Genomic DNA, 19,007 nt, shown 5'->3' with positions numbered 1-19,007 from the left:
AATACAAAATTATTCAGTGCTTGTGCCTGAACTTGTTGTGGCAGCTGAGCTTGTGTCTCTAAACTCAAGCCATTTCAGTTTGATAGTGATGAGTTGTGAGGTGAGCAATGTCATGCTGTAGCCTAATAATGCACCAAGAATTAATGCGGGCAGGATATTAGCCAGATCGCCCCCCATGGCAAACGTTGTACAACAACCGATAAACGCGCCGGGAATGAAAGAGAGTTTTTGATAACTTGCCTGTAAGCACATCGCTGATGTTGCAATGCCGGTAAACAGATACCCCATTAATGGTGTATCAAAATAGCCGCTACCAGTGATGATCAACCAAGCCCAGAAGACACCTGACAGATTGGTACACCAGGTGACGACCACCCCCTGAAAGTTAGCCTTAGGTTGTGCGAAATAGGTACTGCAACCTAAAAAGCCAATCCAGGTAACCAGATGAAATGTGTCTGCTACACCGCACCAGACGGCTGCAAGCAATCCTGCAGATATGGCAATTTGCCAACGATTTTCCATGTATGACCCCTCATTACATAGGAATATTATTTATAGTTAAATTACTCCCTTTTCGTTAACAAAAATAGGATCTAGGCCATATTTTTGGAATTTGCGGTTAAAAAACACGCGATAATTGAAAGAAATATATTTAATGTAGTAAAAATACCAACAAACAGACAACTAAACGAGTCATTGATAAGCCACTTTAAACAGTCAACAACGAAGAGTTATCTCAGGACGGGACAGACAAAAAAAAGCCATAACTCACAAGTCATGGCTTATCTCTGGTATATCAATCGAATACGCAATGTTCTTATACCAATCGCTATAAGCATATACGTCAACTGAGTCGGTTAATAAAAAAGCTGATCAGCAACGAAGGGGTTTTGATCCCTTTCATTGCCAAAGGTAGAGATTGGACCATGACCCGGCACAAACTCAACCTCACGACCTAAAGGCCACAGTTTTTTAGTGATCGAATCGATAAGGTCCTGATGACTGGAACGCGGAAAATCAGTTCGGCCAACCGAACCATGAAACAGTACATCTCCAACCCATGCCCTCTTATCGGCTTCTGAATAGAAAACCACGTGACCGGGGGTGTGGCCCGGGCAATGAATGACCTGTAATGTCTGCTCGCCTACAGTCACGCTTGCACCATCTTCAAGATACTCGCCGGGTATAAGAACTTCACAGGCCGGAAAACCAAAATCACTGCTTTGATCCGGCAGTGTTTCGAGTAGGAAGGTGTCGTCCCTGTGCGGACCTAAGACCGTGATACCAAGGTGGTCTGCTAAGCGCTTCGCCGCACCGACATGATCGATATGACCATGGGTAAGTAGTACTTTTTCTACTGTTACGCCAAGCTTATTGACTTCGGCCAGAATTCGCTCCAGATCGCCACCGGGATCGATCACCGCTGCTTTCATCGTCTTATTGCACCAGATCAGGCTGCAATTTTGCTGGTAAGGAGTTACGGGAATAATCTGATACTTCATTGATTCATGCCTGCACTTATTCATCATTTAGGTTGCGCTTCTGCCAAAGGGTTCGTTTAGCTAACTGAGTAAGTTTTGTTTCGCTAAAGTATTAAGCTTGCATCGGCTAAAAGTAAAGATTACGTCAACTGCATCAATTTCTCTAATAACTCTTCACAAAAGTTTGAACTGAGATAAGCCCAACCATAAAAACTCGCATTTGTTCTTCGCCCATTTTTGTATACAATCCCATCTATTATACCAATAACGATAACGACCAAGGCCTAAATGAAACCTGACCTCACCCTAGCAGGCTTAACCGCCATAAAGCACACATTTACGCTACCCCTTGACTACGCCAAACCTGATGGAAAGCAGATCCAGGTATTCGCCAGAGAGCTTTCCAGCCCTGAAAACTCAAGCAAAGCCCTCCCTTTCATCGTCTTCTTTCAGGGGGGACCCGGCTTTGGTGCGATTCGCCCTGCCGCAAACGGTGGCTGGATAAAGCGCGCCCTGAAAGAGTATAGAGTGCTGCTTTTAGATCAGCGAGGTACCGGGCTTTCAACCCCGGTAAACCATATCAGCCTGGCCCATTTGAATTCGGAGCAGCAGGCCGAATATTTAACGCATTTCAGGGCCGACAATATCATTCGTGACGCCGAAGCGATTCGAGAAAAACTCTGTCCGGGCGAGAAGTGGAGCATCTTAGGTCAGAGTTTCGGCGGTTTCTGTGTACTGAAATACCTGAATGATGCTCCATCGGGCCTGAGTGAGGCCTACATTACAGGCGGGCTACCCTCGCTGACACGCCATGCAGACGATGTCTACCGGGCGACGTACAAGCGGGTATTAGCCAAGAACGAAGATTTTTTCACACGCTTTAGCGATACCCAGCACTTGGTGAGCCGACTGGCGAAGCATATCAGCCAAAATGAGGTAAGAATTGCCACCGGCGAGCGACTCACGGTCGAGATGCTACAGTTGCTGGGGATCAATATCGGCATGGAGCAGGGGCCCGAATCTGTCTATTACCTGCTCGAGCAAGCCCTGATTGAGACCGAAGCCGGTACTCGGGTCAACCCACTGTTTTTGGCCCATTTTTGTCAACTGCTGGACTTTAACACTAACCCTATTTTTGCCCTGCTTCACGAGAGTATCTACTGCCAGCAGTCGGCATCGAATTGGTCGGCTCAGCGCGTTCGAGCCCAGTATGATGAGTTTAACTACGAAGATGGTAAACAATTCCTGTTTACCGGAGAGATGGTCTACCCCTGGTTTTTCGAACAGTTCACTAACCTTAAACCACTCAAGCATGCCGCTAATCTTTTAGCCACCAAAGAGGATTGGTCCGGACTCTATGATCTCGATACTTTAGCCAACAACTCTGTGCCCGTTGCCGCCGCTATCTATAGCGAAGATATGTTCGTCGAGATGAACTACTCTCTGGAAACGACTAAGCAGGTGGGTAAGCTGAAATACTGGCTCACCTCAGAGTACGAGCATAACGGCATCCGTATGGATGGCGAGCATATTCTCGACAGGCTTATCGCCCTCAACCGGGGAGAGAAGTTGCGATAACTCGCCGGATAATAAGGTCTTAAGCATTACATAGGCTTCAAAGACCGGACATTTCCCATATCCATATGAGTTAGATGTGGGGAATGCCACCAACGCCCCCGCCGCATCTACAGCTGATTCCCCACCTCTTCGAGTAGGCTTGATTCGTTAACACGCTTTTGGAGAAAAACTTGTTTACTTGTCCGATAACAAGTTTCAAATATCTTTTGGATGATTCATCTGACAGTGTCGGTATTTGTTTGGTTTATGGAATGGCATAGTTTTCTTGTAGTTAATTGCTTGCAGCATGTGCAGTGTATGGATGCACAAATGTCGTGATCACACGATTTCAAGTCTTCTTGTAACTCATTTTTGGACAAAAATTGGTTTACTTGTCCGATAACAAGTTTCAAATATCTTTTAAAATTGGGTTCATTGGACTGAATACGTATTGGGTTAGCTTTCTGAAGCCTTTAACTTCAAATTTATCTATCACCTGCGGCTAGCTGAATGTGCAAACACTTCAGTGACACAGCACAAGTATGTCCCTATAGCTTCGGCCGTGACATCCATGTCACGGACGGTCACTGCCGCGTTTACACTTGAATGTTTATCTCTTCGACTTTGGTGATCACAATTTGAGTTTTCGGGTTGCTGCTCATTTTTGGACAAAAATGTTTTAGCGCTGAGGCTCTAAAAGAGACTACTGGGATTAGGAAATGTATGGTAATCACATAAAGTTTACACTGACCCCTACATACCCACGCTTGTTATGATGCGCAATGTATAAGAGGCTAATGCCTAGCTCTTAGGTCTAAGAGTTTCGATGATTTGAGCATCTACCCAATAGATATCAATATTGCCATTATCATCAATCCCTCTGTTAAATAGGATGTATTTACCGTCTGGCGTTACGCTTGCGTAAGCATCCCATTTGTCAGAGTTGACGCTTTCCCCCATGTTAATAGCAGGGCCCCAAGTAGCATCATCTTGTCTGAAGCTGATATAGAGATCAGAACCCCCAAACCCTTCAGGTCGCTCGCTGTCCCAAATAAGGTAACTTTCATCTGGTGCTATGAAAGGGTGCGCCGTCCACTCTCCGGTATTGAAATTGTCACTCATCAGTTGTGGCTCTGTGCGCTTTCCATTTTCGAGTGTTGATATTCGCAGCACATCGCCACCTTTATAATCATCATGCACATAGGTTTCTTTGGCGGAAGCCGATAGGCGCATAATGCCCCGATCTTCCCTATCAAACATGGGTCCAAGGGTATTACGCTCGCTCCAACCATCGTTGAGCCGATCTTTATAGCCATCAGCCATATACATGCGTGTGCCGTCTGGGGAGAAGGTCACTTCGCCATTACGGGGAAACTGTAAGTATTTCTTCCAGACGTCGTCTTGTTGACGAAATCCGATCACGATTATTTTTTTGCCATCGGCCGCTCTGGTTGTGTAGTAGAACTCTTTCATGCCGGGTGCAAAGACGCCTTCGATTTCCCATCCGTCCTTGGAGATCACACCAGGTGCAAAAGGCTGGGCTACCAAACCAGGAGTTTTTTGCCCCATATAGGGCCCTTTTAAGAGAGGGAAGTTGCTTTGAGCAAAACTACTGCTACTCAACACACATGGGAGTAATAGCGCTATAGAGATAAAAAATCGTTTCATTTGAACTCCGTTTCAGACCATTAATCATTAACTGTAGTGGTCTAGCGGCAGAATGACTGCCGTAAGGTGTTAGCCCTCAGTATTGACTGAAAGGGTGATAAGTAAGTCCAAAATAGTGAATTTTCTGCACCAAAGCCATACTGTATCTGTAACAAAAAAATACTGAGTCACAGGGTTGTATGAGAAAACCAATTCAGGGTCAGATCTTGTATTTTGCGCTTCACATTATCTGAATTATCGCAAAACTGATAAGCAGGGCGTAAACAAACTAAGTCTGTAGCAAGCTTTGGGGCATCCATACACGGCGCCCACCGCAGGTGATAGATAACAATGACGGTCAAAGTTATAACCACACTTCCTAATACCAAAAACTCACAGAGAAAATGTAATCAGCCTTCATTCAAAGCTAACACTTTTTCACCATAAATTGCTCATCTCACAGTGAGATGATGGAAATATCAACAAATAGGTCTCATAGTTAAGTGATATAGGCGCGTACGATGCCGGACTCACACTTACTATTTCCCTGTCAGAGGTGAAGCATGATCAATATTCCGAATTTAGAACAGCTGCCTGCGGAGATCCTCGTCGGCATCGCCAACGAACACCTCAGACATAACTGCAAGGACAGGCAGTCTCTGTTCTATGATCTGGATATCCCCAGCACAGTATTGGAACAGAAGCTCAGCGACTCCGGGTTTGAGTATGATATTCTGGCGAATCAATATCGCTCGATAAAATAAGCTTGCCCCTTAGCCCTTAGCCCTTAGTTTGAGTTTTACTGCTCGCCCGTTTTTTTGTGGCTGAGGTACGGGAAGTAGAACCCGTTGTCGACTTTTTGCGGCCACTGCCAAGCGACTTACTGTAGCGTTTTTTCCTGAAACTGTTAGCCGGCGCCTTTACCCCCTGCAATGCAGAAGGCAACTGTGAACCTGCCTGAGTAATTAACTCAGACAGTGAAGCGATTAATGGTGACATGAAGCTTAAATACTTCGCCTCTTTTCGACAGATAGCGTCTAAGTTACTCTCCCACAGTGCCGTCATATCGGGCGTGGTCGCACTCATAGGCAGGCTATTGATTAAGCCTTGGCCTACCTCAGTTGAGAGAATTGATTTCCCCTGCCTCGACAGAAAACTTCGCTTGAATAACAGCTCAATAATCCCCGCTCGGGTAGCTTCGGTTCCCAGGCCATCGGTGTCTTTAAGAATTTTTCGGATCTCGGGGTCGGTGACATAACGACTGATCCCTGTCATCGCACCTAGCAGAGTCGCATCGGTAAAGTGTTTAGGGGCCTGGGTGTGTTTCTCGACAAGCTCCCCCATGCCCGAGTGAAGTTGCTGACCTTTAACTAAGGGCGGTAGTACCTGACTCGACTCTTCATCATCATCACTGTTATTCTTACTATCAGGGCCATTCGATTTTTGCTTGTCGCTATTTCGACCGAAAAGTTGCTTCCAACCCAGTGCTCTTTCCTGCTTCGCCTTAGTCTTGAAATTCCCGCCCTCGATCAAGACATGAACCTCTGTTTCACTATAGAGGTATGGGGGATAAAACTGCGCCAGGTATTGACGGGCAACCTGCAGATAGATCTGCCTTTCACGGGCCCCCAATTGAGACAGATTAGCGGTTTTCTCGGTTGGAATGATCGCGTGGTGAGCGTCGACCTTCTTATCATTCCACGCCTTGGATTTTATCTTGGTATCGGGGGCAGTCATCCCCTCTAGCAGTTCGGCTGCGCCGGAGCTTACCGCTGAAACGACCTGGGACGCTTGTTGAAACTGTTCGACTGGCAGGTAGCGACTGTCTGATCTAGGGTAGGTGATCAATTTGTGCCGTTCATATAGAGTCTGACAGGTATCGAGGACCTCTTTTGCGCTCATGCCGAAGCGTTTGGCAGCATCGATCTGCAGTGATGATAGGCTGTATGGCAGCGGTGCATTCTGTTTCTTATCTTTCGCCAGCACTTGCGTCACTTCGGCGGGCTTATTCGTAATTCGGCCGACGACGTTTTGCGCTAAGCCTTTAGCCAGCACTCTTCCCTCTTCGTCCATGTAAGGCTGACATGCCGCACTGGGCTGCCATTTCGTCTTAAACGCCTCCTTGTTATCCGTTGTCAGATTCGCCAACACCTCAAAGAAGGGCTTAGAGACAAAATTCGCGATCTCTTCATCGCGCCTGACCACCAAACCAAGCAGCGGCGTCTGTACCCGACCTACCGAGAGCACGCCCTGATAACCCACCTTGCGCCCCTGAAGCGTGTAGGCACGGGTCATGTTCATACCATAGAGCCAGTCCGCTCTGGAGCGGGCCAAGGCTGAGGTGGATAAGGGAATAAACTCTCGATTACTGCGCATCTGACCTAATGCACGTTTGACCGCCTGAGGGTTCAGATCACTGATAAGCAGACGCTGGGTGTTATTGAGTTTTTCACCCTTGACGCCAAGATGAGCTATCACTTCATCGACCAGTAGTTGCCCCTCACGGTCAGGGTCACCGGCATTGACAAGCTGTGAAGCCTTTTTCACTAAGCCCCTTAGCACGGTGAGTTGTGAGCGTGTCTTAGGTTTAGCTTTCATCTTCCATTGCTGCGGGATGATGGGAAGGTGTTCGAACTTCCAGGACTTAAATAGAGGGTCATAATGGTCGGGTTCGGCTTGTTCCAGCAAATGACCAATACACCATGAGACACAATCCCCATTGGCGGCCATGATATGACCATCGCCTTTCTTATGGGGCTTAGGCAGTACATCGGCAATAGCACGGCCAAGGGAGGGTTTTTCGGCAATATAGAGGATCATCTGACGAGAGGCACCAAACACTGTATAAATTACCAGTAACTTTAGCCTAAACTCTTGATTGCTGCAAGCCTGCAGTTTAGTGCCTGGATGTTAGTCTGGCTGGCTCATCTAATTGATTCAGTGATGAACTAATAGATATAAACAGTCAGTCATTAGGGTAAACCATCACCTCATCTGTTTTTGCTTTATGTGTTCAACATGCATGATCAACCCATCAACGGTCTCTTTCAACAGATCCAGTTCATCGATAGACAGCTCGTTTAGCTGCTCGAGGTTGTACTCTATCGTGTCGATGATCTGTTTATGAGGCCCCTGCATTGGCCTCATAAAATAGGCGGTAACTGTCGCGACTATGGTGCCAAAGAACAACATGGAACCCATAACTATCCAGATCCCACCGATAAAATGAGCGGCACCGGAGACAGGAGCATCGGCGATTCCCGCCGTGGAAAATGCGGCTATGCCCCAATAAAGCGCATCTCCATAAGTTTGTATTGACGAGTTTTCGACATTTGATTCAAAAAAATACAAACCGGCAGAAAAGATGAGCCACAGCAGGATCAACAGAGCCAGCATCTCCACAAAAGGGGTATGAATAGAGATATCCTTGATAAATCGAGTTGAACGTTTGGTTTTTTTCATGAGCGGCACCATCTGATATGAACGAGTCGATTCATCTATAACTTTAGAAGTTAGGTAAATTTTCACCAAACTTATCCGTAAACATCCAGAAGATACTCATTCAGAGGCTTGGACCCAATCGGGCTACTCAACGCCCCTAAAGAACCGATTTTCCAAAAATGGGGCATTAAAAAAGCCAGCTCCGATTAAGGAAACTGGCTTTACTTAACTCACCTCGCCTTCAGCTAGAGTAAGCTGAGATGGGATGGTGACCCTTCATCCTTTTAGGGATGGCAGACGTTGTGTAGTTCTATGTTAGTGCCGATATCTTTACTGCGATTGGCCTTAGCATCGTCGTTACGCAACTGAGTGATATGATCGAGATAATCCTGATCGACATCGTTGGTAATGTAAATGCCGTCGAAGACAGAGGTCTCGAAACGTTTAATCTCAGGGTTTTCCATGCGAACGGCTTCCACCAGATCTTCCAGATCCTGGAAAATCATCCCATCGGCACCAATCATCTTGCTGATCTCATCCACATCGCGACCATGAGCAATCAGCTCTGCGGTCGTTGGCATATCGATACCGTAGACGTTAGGAAAACGTATCTCAGGGGCCGCCGATGCGAAATAAACCTTCTTAGCACCCGCTTCACGAGCCATTTCGATGATCTGTTCAGATGTCGTACCACGAACCACCGAATCATCAACAAGGAGAACGTTCTTACCCTTAAACTCGACGCCTATGGCATTGAGTTTACGACGAACAGACTTCTTACGCTCCTGTTGACCCGGCATGATAAAAGTACGGCCAATATAACGATTCTTAACGAAACCCTGACGGTAAGGCAGGTCCAGATTACGGGCAATTTCTAACGCGGTATCGCACGAGGTTTCCGGAATAGGGATAACCACATCGATATCGTGATCTTCCCACTCTTTCTTAATCTTCTCGCCAAGCATAGAGCCCATGTTGACACGGCTGCCATAGACAGAAACCTTATCAATCGTCGAATCCGGGCGAGCAAAATAAACAAACTCAAACAGACAGGGGGCGTAGCTTGGAGACTCGGCACATTGGCGGGTAAATAACTGGCCATCGAGAGTGATATAGATAGCTTCACCCGGTGCCACATCACGCATCAATTCGAAACCTACGGCATCGAGTGCAACGCTTTCAGAGGCCACCATATACTCGGTACCACTTTCCGTTTTATGCTTACCCAATACGAGCGGGCGAATGCCAAACGGGTCTCGAAATGCAACCAGCCCCTGACCTACGATAAGTGCAGCAACCGCATAGGCACCACGAGTCAATGAGTGAACGTTAGCAATGGCATCAAACACTTCATCTTCAGATAAGACTTGGCTATCGCAGTGCTGCAACTCATCGGCTAACAGATTCAACAACACTTCTGAATCAGATGTGGTGTTGATATGGCGGCGCTGTTTAACCAAACGCTCTTGTAACTCAAGAGTATTTGTTAAATTACCATTATGAGCCAATGTAATACCAAAGGGTGAGTTAACATAAAAAGGCTGAGCTTCTGATGCGCTAGAGCTACCGGCAGTTGGGTAACGGACATGCCCGATCCCCGTAGTGCCTTGCAGACGTTGCATATGTTTAGCTTCGAATACGTCTTTTACCAGACCATTGGCTTTACGTAATCTAAACGCACTACCATCGACAGTCACGATACCAGCAGCATCTTGTCCGCGATGCTGGAGTACAGTTAATGCATCATAGATAGTCTGATTAACCGATGTTCGGCCAACTATTCCGACGATACCACACATGGGTAGGCTTCCTCATTGTAAGATGTTCTGATAATTATAATCTTGAGTTACTAAAAGCCTGACAGAGCGCTGGCAGTAACATGATAATGCTTATATGCATTTTATATTTTGGGTACAAAGCTAGACGTGTTTTCTATGTAGTCAAAAAACCACTGAATAACGACGCCGAATTCGGGCACGAGTTGCGAACTCTGCCACCAATCTGTATTGGGTGCTCCAGTAAAAGCATCCATAAAAAAGAGTAAAGCACTCACAATTAAGGCGCCCCTTAAGGCACCAAAGCAGAGTCCGAGGACTCTATCAGTTCCCGATAAACCGGTTTTATCGACGAGCTGACCGAGAAGATAATTCACCAAGGCACCAAGGATCAGTGTCGCGACAAAAAGTATCGCTATAGCGACACCATTGCGGAGCATCTCATCTTGCATTTGGGTTAGGTATACAGCGAGGTCCTGATAAAACTGACTCGCAACGAAAAAAGCAGCAAACCAAACCACGAGGGACATGGCTTCTTTTGCAAAGCCGCGAAGCAGACTAATTAAAGTCGAGACTCCGATAACGGCGATTATGGCGTAATCAATCCAAACCATTGAAAAGGTGATCCAGCATAGGGTTTAAGACGGCGCGATCTTACCAGAGACGGAGCATATTCTCACCCCATTGATGAGAATATATTGTTTCTGTCTCTGATTTCAGATTTTGCTTAAGAAGCCGTTGGTTCGTAGGCGACGATACGGCCTTTCAATTTTGTCAGCTTTTCAATACCCGATTGAAGAGACTGCAATTTTGATTTCGAGAGTTCAGGTCCAACGAACACCTTAGTGAGCTTGCCATCTATCGGCGTTACAGGAAGTGTATAGGCATTAAAGCCCTTCCCTCTTAACTGCTTTACCAGCCCTCTAACATTAGCCGCATTATTAAAGCTACCCAGCTGCAAGGTATAGGCTGATGAAGGTTTAATGGTAGGTTTTTTCTCTGCTTTTACAATGGATTTTGACTCTGTTTTTGCCACTACTTTAGATTCAGCCTGTGGCTCGGCACGTTTGTCCGCACTTACCGCGCCTGTAGCAGGTTCGATGGCAGGTGCCGCTGAGTCAGACTCAACACTTGATGACTCAAATGCTTTTGCTTTTTCACTCAGGTCTAACGCCACTAAGGCTTCATCGGGAAGGGAGGCTGATTCAACCTCAGGCCTGAGTGGGATCTCTGAGAATTGCTCCACTTGGTGCTCTTTTTTACCATCTAAAATATCGGGCAGAAAAATGACACCTAAGGCTACGAGCACTATGATACCAACGAGACGATTCTGAAAATGACTAGACAATTTTTTATCCTTTAATAGAGATGCGTAACATCTCTATTTATGCCACGATGTGGCGTTATTGTAAGTAAATTTTTATACACCTTTATTCAAACGAATTCAATCACACATCTAACCGGAAAAACCACTGACGAAGACATTCACACCGTTCCTATCTGAAGGCCTTTAAATTCTGCAACAGTGTAAAAAGAGCCAAAGACGATAACCATATCCTCATCATGAATCTCAGATGATATCGCCTGCCAGGCTAAATCTACACTCTTGTATGTATGCGCATCACACTGAGTCGTTAATGCTCCTCTCAATGTATCGGCCGACGCACTTCGTTCGGTTCGCAGCCTGGTAAACGACCAATGATCGACAAGAGGAGCGAGGGTCTGAATCACTTCGGTGCAATCTTTATCTTTTAGCATGCCACATAACGCAAATACGCGCTTAGGTTTATACGCTTCGAGGCGGCTCGCCAGATAGCGTGCGGCGTGGGGGTTATGAGCCACATCGAGTAGAACCAAAGGGGCCTGGCTGACGGTTTCTAATCGGCCACCTAGCCTCGCCTCTCCAATCGCCTTTTTAATGACATCGGCCGACAATTCCGGCCAACCATGCTCAATAACCGCCAAGGCTGTAGCCGCGTTAGGTAGCGGTAATTGAGGTAGAGGGATGTTATCGAGTGTCAGTCTCTGGCCATTAAATTTCCAGGCCTGAGAACCAGCGTCGGCCTGATAAGTAAAGGCTTGATTAACTTGGTAAATATTTGCCCCGACCTCTTGTGCCACATCAAAAATTGAATCCGGCATATTGGGTTCACCGACAATAGCCGGCTTTGAGTTGCGGAAAATTCCCGCTTTCTCACGGCCAACCAAGTCGCGCGTGTCCCCGAGGTATTCCTGATGATCGATATCAATCGACGTCACCACACAAATATCGGCATCGATAATATTGGTCGCATCTAAACGGCCACCTAAACCCACCTCCAGCAAGATAACATCGGGGGCGACAGCTTTGAATATGTAGAGCCCTGCCAAAGTGGCAAATTCGAAGAAGCTCAAAGAGATCTCATTTCGCGCACGATTGATGGCTTCGAAGGCTTCAATCAAAAACGAGTCGGCGACATCTTCACCATTGATACGGACTCGTTCATTATAATTGAGCATATGCGGCGAGCTGTAGACGCCAACACTTAAGCCCGATGCAAGTAAGATCTGCTCGATGAAGGCGCAAGTCGTCCCCTTACCATTGGTCCCTGCAACGGTGACCACTTGAATTCCGGGCAGTTCCCGCAACTCCAGACGTTCGGCAACCTCAGATACCCGAGTCAGCCCCATCTCAATTTCGGTAGGATGGATAGCTAAAAGATAATCTAACCAATTATCTAAACTTGTGTCTTTTACAGGAGCTTTTGGCATAACTTAATTATTCTTAATTAATCACTGAAAAGTAACACCACACAGTGGTATGAATAGCGATGCAGAGCCGACCTATTAATCCAACATAAACAGCGGACCCAGGGCGAGCTTAGGCAGCTCGTAGCGCTCAGGATACGTGACATCGACCATATATAACCCATTAGGTTTGGCCGTTGGTGCCGCCTGGCTCCTGTCTTTTAGATCCAGTAGTTGGGGGATCCACTCGGGACGCTGATTACCCAAACCAATTTCTAACAGAGTACCGACAATATTACGTACCATATGGTGAAGAAAAGCATTCGCCTTAATATCTACACAGATATACATGCCTTGACGGGTAACATTTACCTCATGAACACTTCTGAAAGGGGTCTTAGATTGACAATGGAGCGCCCTGAAGCTGGTAAAATCGTGCTCTCCAACAAACTGCTGTGCAGCCTGGTGCATGATATCGGCATCGATATTGCCTCGATAATGACTCACACCCGAGCGTAATATACCGGGGCGAAAATCATAGTTATAAATCATGTATCGGTAGCGTCTCGCTGTCGCCGAGAAACGAGCATGAAACTCATCATCGACAATCTTTACCCACCTTACGGCGATATCATCGGGTAGATTAACATTGACACCTAAGGTCCATGCCGAATCTTTACGTATCGCATTTGTTTCAAAATGAACAACCTGGCCGGTGGCGTGGACGCCCGCGTCGGTTCTTCCGGCGCAGTGAACCCTAATAGGCTCATTGGCCACCTTAGATAGGGCGCGCTCTAACTGAGCTTGTACTGAGTCAACTTCAGCCTGTCGCTGCCAACCAAAATACTGACGGCCATCATATTCGATACCTAACGCTACTCGCATACAACCTCTTTGAACATTTTAACCATCGACCCGAAAATCGAGTCAACAACAATATTACTATACCCAAGCCACTTCAAAATACTCGTTTCGAGGTCGTTTGGGTATAACCTAATTTGGGCGCTGGATTCTAGCATATTGTCCCATAATAAAAAACGGCGCGTTAAGCGCCGTTTTTAGAAAGAGTAAGACAATTTAATCTAAGGTTTTAAATAAGCCATCGGCTTCACTTTGTTGTCTTTCGTTGCCGTCCAGCTGAACCTCTTTAAGCAGGGCTTTTGCACTATCGGTATCATCGATTTCAATGTAGGCGCGAGCTAAATCCAATTTCGCATTAACGGAGTTTTCCTCATCATCGACATCGACCATTGAGGCGTTGCCCATCAGACTATCGAGCTCACCCATATCGACATCGAGTTCTTTATATTGATCCGTTTCGACGACATCTTCATCTGCTTCATTGAGTAAGCGATCAATATCGATAAAGCCATTGTCACTCTGGAAGCTGGTAAGGTCGTGCTCCGCAACCTCTACCGCTGGTGACACGGTTTTTTCTTTGGCATCGAGTGCAGCCAGGGCTTCATCGACGGTTAACTTCTCTTCAACCTCCTCTGGTACTAACTCCAGGTCTTGGCTAACATCGGGACTTACCTCTTCCGGCGAGTCGGTGAGTTCATCATCGTTTAATAGTGGACTCTCATCTTTACCACCAAAATCGGCTAACGAGCCATCCCACTCTAAGCTGTTATCATCGACCTTCTTACTGCCTTTAAGATCTGCAAACATGCCGCTGCCTCCCTTCGAAGCAACAGGATCCATTTTCGGTTTATTATCCACCGACTCTAAATCGGCTAATAGTGCATCGAGCGCTTCATCTTTACCCGAAGCGGTATCGGCTTCTGCTTGGCTCTGAGTAAGGTCTTCATCTAACTCTGATTCCGGGCTGGGTTCGAGGCTAGGCTCGATATCTTCTCGAGTCATGTCGAAATCAGCCAGCAGAGAGTCCAGTTCCTCTTCATCGGCCTTTTCATCCGGGCTTTCGCCACTCTCTAACTCGGCCGCAATCTCATCGGTTAGCTCAGCTTCTGGCTCGGCTTCAGCTGCCGGAGCATCGAAGCTTGCCAGCAGTGAGTCCAGATCCTCTTCATTGACATTGTCATCCGGACTTTCTTCACTCTCTAACTCGGCCGCAATCTCATCGGTTAGCTCAGCTTCTGACTCGGCTTCAACTGCCGGAGCATCGAAGCTTGCCAGCAGTGAGTCCAGATCCTCTTCACTGACAGTGTCATCCGGACTTTCTTCACTCTCTAACTCGGCCGCAATCTCATCGGTTAGCTCAGCTTCTGGCTCGGCTTCAGCTGCCGGAGCATCGAAGCTTGCCAGCAGTGAGTCCAGATCCTCTTCACTGACATTGTCATCCGCGCTATCGGCCTCTAACTCGGCCGCTATTTCGTCACTAAGATCCGGTTCTGTCCCCAGTTCGGTTTCATCGACCTCTGGCTCATTTTGAGGGGCATCGAAGCTGGCAAGTAGTGAGTCCAGATCCTCTTCACTGACATTGTCATCCGCACTATCGACCTCTAACTCGGCCGCAATCTCATCACTGAGATCGGTTTCAACTTCAGTGGCAGGTTCATCTAAGTCCGCTAATAAAGAATCTAAGTCATCTGCAGATACGATTTCGCCATTGCTTTGCGCTACCGTCTCAACCGGCGCAGGCTCCTCATCGAATCCGGCAAGCAATGAGTCTAAATCATCCTCATCGGCACTCGCATCGGGACCAGGCTCCTCTTCGTCCTGCTCTCCCATCGCCTCGGCCCAAAGGTCATCTAACGACTGTCCCTCCTCTTCAACGGCTTCTTCAAGGGCTTGCTCCTCGGTACCAGACTCTCCGGAATCGACGAACACATCCTGCTCCGTCGACAAGTCGACCTCGGGTTGTAGCTCACTCGAGTCAATGTTCATCAGAGAATCTATCGATTCCTCTTCATCGGTGTCGAGATGTACCGCCATGGCCTCTACATCATCGCGGGCTTCCAGGTTTTCAGGTGCCGGTGTTGGCTGTGGCGCCTCAGATTCAGATACTGGCTCCTCCTTATCATCTTCACTCTCGCCCTCACTACGGCGACGCTTGAGGAATAACCAGAACAGAATAAGTACTAACAGCGCCGGAATGGCAGCACCAAGGATCAACAGCAATGGGTTACCCATTAGGCTGCGCCAAAGATCTGAGTCCTCTTCGACCTCTGGTTGCTGCATTGTGGCAACTTGTTCTTTTAACATCTGCACTTCGGCATTCAGCGATTCATTTTGCTGCTTACTTATCTGAAGCTGCTCCTTTAAAAGCGAGATCTGCTCATTTAACTCATCGATTTTACCTTGCAGTGAATCTGTATCCCGGCTGCCAATATTCAATTGGTCTTCGGCTCTGGCCAACTCATCGGTCAGTTGTAACGCTTTTTCTTCGGCGGCCTCAAGCTTAGCGGTCAAACCTTCGAGGTCTGCGGTATCTGCAGTGACAGGCGTAGCCGTAGTAGAGATTGAAGGAGAGGTCGTTTCTGTAACGGGCTTAGTTACACTCGGGGTTGTTTCCGGAAGGATTACCGGCTTAGGTTGAGATGTTTTTGCCGTAGCGGTTGCCTTTCTCCAGCCTTTATCATCTCGGGCGGCGCGTTCCTTTGCCATGCTCTTAGGTATCGCTAACATCACCTCTTTAGAGGGGATGAGTAGTATCATGCCTCTCTCAAGACTATTGTAGTTCGCGTTTGAAAAAGCATGGGGATTAGCATCATAGATTGCCGCCATCACTTGGTAGATATCGACGCTATTATCTGGCCGTACCCGCTGAGCTATGCTCCAAAAAGTATCAGACGACTGAGTCGGTCCATATTGCCGGTTCGTCTTCCTCACCTCGCCGTCGGGGCCGGTGATCTTCAGAGGGTCAGCGGCATAGGCGTGATTTAGCGGATTAGCAGTAAAAACGAGTAGAGCTGAGGCCATCAGACCGACAAGATACGAAGTGCGAAAGTTCATTAATTCTTCCCTTTCAAGCGCAATGGTTCTGCCATTAAACAGCATAGCTTTAGGCAATTGTATTTATTGAGATTACTATAAACCAGAAATCACGGGTCTGCTACTGTTCACAATTCAAAAACATGTGCTAATACAAAAAAAGCCTGCAAGTTGCAGGCTTTTTCATCTAAATAGGCCGATTTATGGTTAAATCTGGCCTATATGGGGCGTAGATCAATAATAATCACGGATTAGCACTTCGGCAATCTGAATGCTGTTTAGTGCCGCACCTTTCCTAATGTTATCAGAGACAACCCATAGGTTAATGCCATTATCATGTGAAATATCTTTACGAACACGTCCCACATAAACGGGATCGGTTCCGGCGGCATCGGTCACAACCGTAGGATACTCTTCGTCGGATTCAAATAACTCAACCCCTTCTGCGCCGCGTAACACTGATTTAACATCTTCGGCATCGACAGGCTGTAGCGTCTCCAGATGAATCGCCTCAGAGTGACCGTGGAAAACGGGAACACGTACCGCAGTCGGGTTAACGACGATATTGTCATCACCGAAGATTTTCTGAGTTTCCCAGACCATCTTCATCTCTTCTTTGGTATATCCGTTATCCATAAACTTATCGATCTGCGGTAAAGCGTTAAACGCTATCTGCTTTGGATAAGCTTTTGGCTCTACCGGAAGGCCTTGAAGTAACTTGGCGCACTGACTGGCCAACTCTTCGATCGCCTGCTTACCCGAACCCGATACCGACTGATAGGTCGCGACGTTAATTCGAGAGATCCCATAGGCATCGTAAATCGGTTTCAAGGCAACCAACATCTGAATGGTCGAGCAGTTAGGGTTAGCGATAATATTTCTGTTACGGAAATCTGCAATCGCCTCCGGATTCACTTCAGGTATCACTAACGGAATATCGATGTCATATCTGAAGTGAGAGGTATTATCGATAACCACACAGCCATTTTCGGCTGCTATCGGCGCCCATTTAGCCGAAACATCACCACCAGCAGAGAAGAAACCTATCTGTGCTTGAGACCAGTCAAAGGTATCAACATCAAGAATTTCTACCTGTTTACCGTGGAAGGTGACCGTATCACCAGCACTACGGCTACTGGCTAGAGGGTATAAATTAGCAACGGGGAAATTGCGCTCTTCGAGGATCTCGATCATTGTCTGACCGACTGCGCCCGATGCACCTAAAACGACAACATTGAATTCTTGTGACATAATTACCGACCAACTCCTGAAAATCCTAAATTGAGCAACCAATCTACATCAGATTGCCCCGCACTTGCTAGCTTTAACGCACTAAATTCGCGTCTGTGCTTGTGATTTTTTCTCATAAGGTCAAACCCATTGTTATTAGCGGAATTTTCACCCGCTTTTATTGAAGAATCATCAAGCAGCGTTTTTCTAAACAGCTCATCGTCGTCACGCAGATCGTAGACAAAACGAGACAGTTGAAGCAATGCCTTCTCTGAGGGGAGCTCATCCAGCGACACCTGCTGAGACCATAGCGTGGGCAACAGAGATGTCATCGACTTATCTGCATCGATGCCCAGTACTGCCATCAGCTTCTGATATAGCATATAAGTACCGCGCGCCTTCCCCTCCAGACTGTAACCCGCAATATGGGGCGTCGCTAACTCGACAAAGGGCACCAACTCAAGCATAGGTTCGGGCTCACCTTCCCATACATCGAGCACGAGTTTGATATCCGGCCGTTGCGCCTTTATCTTTATCAAGGCGCGATTATCGATAACCTCCCCTCGGCAACAGTTAAGCAGCCAGGTATCAGGCTTTAAGTTTTGCAGCCTCTGCTCATCGAACAGATACCAAGTCTTATGCGCGCCATCTTTAGTCAATGGAACATGCAAGCTGATCACATCGGCTCTTTCGGTTAACGCCTCGAGAGAGACAAATGTACGAGGATCATCGGCTTCGATTAATGGGTCGTTAAGCAACACCTCGACCCCATAGGCCTCAAGACACTTAGCCACCGCCGAGCCGGTATTACCCGCACCAACAATCCCCACAACCTTGCCTTTAAGCTCGGTATCGAAACGCTTCGCCAGTTCCAGCATGGCGATGAAGGCAAACTCCCCCACCGCCGTGGCATTACAGCCCGGTGCATTGGTAAACGGGATCCCTTGGCTGGCAAGATAGCTCTGGTCGATATGATCTGTGCCTATGGTGGCACTACCGACAAACTTAAGATTAGTATTGAGCGACAACAGTGCCTGATTAACCTTAGTCACCGAACGCACCAAGAGCACATCGGCATCTTTAACCTGTTCAGAAGTTAATGTACGGCCATTAACGGCTTCAATCGTACCAAGATCACCAAAAAGCTGTTCCACATAAGGCATGTTTTCGTCGGCAAGGATCTTCATATTGTTCCTAAAAAGTAACCTGAATAAGTGAGATGGCGCATTCTAGCAAGATGGGTACAGCTTGAGAA

At 47.1% G+C, this 19,007-nt stretch carries 15 protein-coding genes; 2 read left to right on the top strand and 13 right to left on the bottom strand.

The window, feature by feature from the left end:
- Positions 1-9: 9 nt before the first annotated feature.
- Entirely contained in the window at positions 10-522 is a 513-nt protein-coding gene (locus tag SSED_RS08605) for a DUF1097 domain-containing protein (RefSeq protein ID WP_012142010.1), read from the bottom strand.
- 335 nt (positions 523-857) lie between these two features.
- Positions 858-1,502 carry an MBL fold metallo-hydrolase gene (locus tag SSED_RS08600; RefSeq protein ID WP_041421602.1) on the bottom strand — a complete coding sequence of 215 codons (645 nt, stop codon included), beginning with the start codon at positions 1,500-1,502 and terminating at the stop codon, positions 858-860.
- 267 nt (positions 1,503-1,769) lie between these two features.
- On the opposite strand from SSED_RS08600, the gene SSED_RS08595 reads away from it, so the two are divergent.
- On the top strand, positions 1,770-3,059 hold the full coding sequence (locus SSED_RS08595; protein WP_012142008.1) for an alpha/beta fold hydrolase: 1,290 nt from the start codon (positions 1,770-1,772) through the stop codon (positions 3,057-3,059).
- Positions 3,060-3,839: 780 nt separating this feature from the next.
- Here SSED_RS08595 and SSED_RS08590 read toward each other — a convergent pair.
- The gene (locus SSED_RS08590; RefSeq protein WP_012142007.1) at positions 3,840-4,706 is read right to left on the bottom strand and encodes a TolB family protein; all 867 of its coding nucleotides are present in this window, start codon (positions 4,704-4,706) and stop codon (positions 3,840-3,842) included.
- 542 nt (positions 4,707-5,248) lie between these two features.
- On the opposite strand from SSED_RS08590, the gene SSED_RS08585 reads away from it, so the two are divergent.
- On the top strand, positions 5,249-5,449 hold the full coding sequence (locus tag SSED_RS08585) for a DUF4250 family protein (protein WP_012142006.1): 201 nt from the start codon (positions 5,249-5,251) through the stop codon (positions 5,447-5,449).
- A gap of 16 nt (positions 5,450-5,465) precedes the next feature.
- Here the strand turns inward: SSED_RS08585 and SSED_RS08580 are convergent, their stop codons facing one another.
- The 10 genes from SSED_RS08580 to SSED_RS08535 all read right to left on the bottom strand — a co-directional run bounded on the left by SSED_RS08580 (position 5,466) and on the right by SSED_RS08535 (position 18,939).
- Complete coding sequence (locus SSED_RS08580; RefSeq protein ID WP_012142005.1) at positions 5,466-7,505, bottom strand: DNA topoisomerase III; 2,040 nt, start codon at positions 7,503-7,505, stop codon at positions 5,466-5,468.
- A gap of 165 nt (positions 7,506-7,670) precedes the next feature.
- A complete protein-coding gene (locus tag SSED_RS08575) occupies positions 7,671-8,147 on the bottom strand; it encodes a hypothetical protein (RefSeq protein ID WP_012142004.1) in 477 nt (158 codons plus the stop codon).
- Between the two features lie 263 nt (positions 8,148-8,410).
- Positions 8,411-9,925 carry an amidophosphoribosyltransferase gene (purF, locus tag SSED_RS08570; RefSeq protein WP_012142003.1) on the bottom strand — a complete coding sequence of 505 codons (1,515 nt, stop codon included), beginning with the start codon at positions 9,923-9,925 and terminating at the stop codon, positions 8,411-8,413.
- Between the two features lie 101 nt (positions 9,926-10,026).
- Complete coding sequence (locus tag SSED_RS08565; RefSeq protein WP_012142002.1) at positions 10,027-10,515, bottom strand: CvpA family protein; 489 nt, start codon at positions 10,513-10,515, stop codon at positions 10,027-10,029.
- A 113-nt stretch (positions 10,516-10,628) separates the two neighbouring features.
- Positions 10,629-11,249: an SPOR domain-containing protein gene (locus SSED_RS08560; RefSeq protein WP_012142001.1), complete on the bottom strand. Its 621-nt coding sequence runs from the start codon at positions 11,247-11,249 to the stop codon at positions 10,629-10,631.
- Positions 11,250-11,386: 137 nt separating this feature from the next.
- Complete coding sequence (folC, locus tag SSED_RS08555; protein ID WP_012142000.1) at positions 11,387-12,652, bottom strand: bifunctional tetrahydrofolate synthase/dihydrofolate synthase; 1,266 nt, start codon at positions 12,650-12,652, stop codon at positions 11,387-11,389.
- A gap of 75 nt (positions 12,653-12,727) precedes the next feature.
- Complete coding sequence (truA, locus tag SSED_RS08550; RefSeq protein WP_012141999.1) at positions 12,728-13,513, bottom strand: tRNA pseudouridine(38-40) synthase TruA; 786 nt, start codon at positions 13,511-13,513, stop codon at positions 12,728-12,730.
- Positions 13,514-13,705: 192 nt separating this feature from the next.
- Positions 13,706-16,543 (bottom strand): FimV/HubP family polar landmark protein, encoded by a 2,838-nt coding sequence (locus SSED_RS08545; protein ID WP_012141998.1) that lies wholly within the window; start codon positions 16,541-16,543, stop codon positions 13,706-13,708.
- Between the two features lie 213 nt (positions 16,544-16,756).
- A complete protein-coding gene (locus SSED_RS08540; RefSeq protein ID WP_012141997.1) occupies positions 16,757-17,773 on the bottom strand; it encodes an aspartate-semialdehyde dehydrogenase in 1,017 nt (338 codons plus the stop codon).
- 2 nt (positions 17,774-17,775) lie between these two features.
- Positions 17,776-18,939, bottom strand: coding sequence for a 4-phosphoerythronate dehydrogenase (locus tag SSED_RS08535; protein WP_012141996.1), 1,164 nt, complete (start codon positions 18,937-18,939; stop codon positions 17,776-17,778).
- Between the last annotated feature and the right edge of the window lie 68 nt (positions 18,940-19,007).

Origin of the sequence: Shewanella sediminis HAW-EB3, from assembly GCF_000018025.1 — a bacterium.
GTDB lineage: Bacteria > Pseudomonadota > Gammaproteobacteria > Enterobacterales > Shewanellaceae > Shewanella > Shewanella sediminis.
Note: the sequence above shows the minus strand (reverse complement) of the source record. Positions and strands in the feature narration are given on the sequence as shown.

What these genes read in the sequence shown, in the direction of transcription:
- SSED_RS08600 (WP_041421602.1), bottom strand. Translation starts at nt 1,502, where the DNA reads ATGAAGTATCAGATTATTCCCGTAACTCCTTACCAGCAAAATTGCAGC.
- SSED_RS08540 (WP_012141997.1), bottom strand. Translation starts at nt 17,773, where the DNA reads ATGTCACAAGAATTCAATGTTGTCGTTTTAGGTGCATCGGGCGCAGTC.
- truA (WP_012141999.1), bottom strand. Translation starts at nt 13,513, where the DNA reads ATGCGAGTAGCGTTAGGTATCGAATATGATGGCCGTCAGTATTTTGGT.
- SSED_RS08535 (WP_012141996.1), bottom strand. Translation starts at nt 18,939, where the DNA reads ATGAAGATCCTTGCCGACGAAAACATGCCTTATGTGGAACAGCTTTTT.
- SSED_RS08580 (WP_012142005.1), bottom strand. Translation starts at nt 7,505, where the DNA reads ATGATCCTCTATATTGCCGAAAAACCCTCCCTTGGCCGTGCTATTGCC.
- SSED_RS08565 (WP_012142002.1), bottom strand. Translation starts at nt 10,515, where the DNA reads ATGGTTTGGATTGATTACGCCATAATCGCCGTTATCGGAGTCTCGACT.
- folC (WP_012142000.1), bottom strand. Translation starts at nt 12,652, where the DNA reads ATGCCAAAAGCTCCTGTAAAAGACACAAGTTTAGATAATTGGTTAGAT.
- SSED_RS08585 (WP_012142006.1), top strand. Translation starts at nt 5,249, where the DNA reads ATGATCAATATTCCGAATTTAGAACAGCTGCCTGCGGAGATCCTCGTC.
- SSED_RS08590 (WP_012142007.1), bottom strand. Translation starts at nt 4,706, where the DNA reads ATGAAACGATTTTTTATCTCTATAGCGCTATTACTCCCATGTGTGTTG.
- SSED_RS08605 (WP_012142010.1), bottom strand. Translation starts at nt 522, where the DNA reads ATGGAAAATCGTTGGCAAATTGCCATATCTGCAGGATTGCTTGCAGCC.
- purF (WP_012142003.1), bottom strand. Translation starts at nt 9,925, where the DNA reads ATGTGTGGTATCGTCGGAATAGTTGGCCGAACATCGGTTAATCAGACT.
- SSED_RS08575 (WP_012142004.1), bottom strand. Translation starts at nt 8,147, where the DNA reads ATGAAAAAAACCAAACGTTCAACTCGATTTATCAAGGATATCTCTATT.
- SSED_RS08595 (WP_012142008.1), top strand. Translation starts at nt 1,770, where the DNA reads ATGAAACCTGACCTCACCCTAGCAGGCTTAACCGCCATAAAGCACACA.
- SSED_RS08545 (WP_012141998.1), bottom strand. Translation starts at nt 16,543, where the DNA reads ATGAACTTTCGCACTTCGTATCTTGTCGGTCTGATGGCCTCAGCTCTA.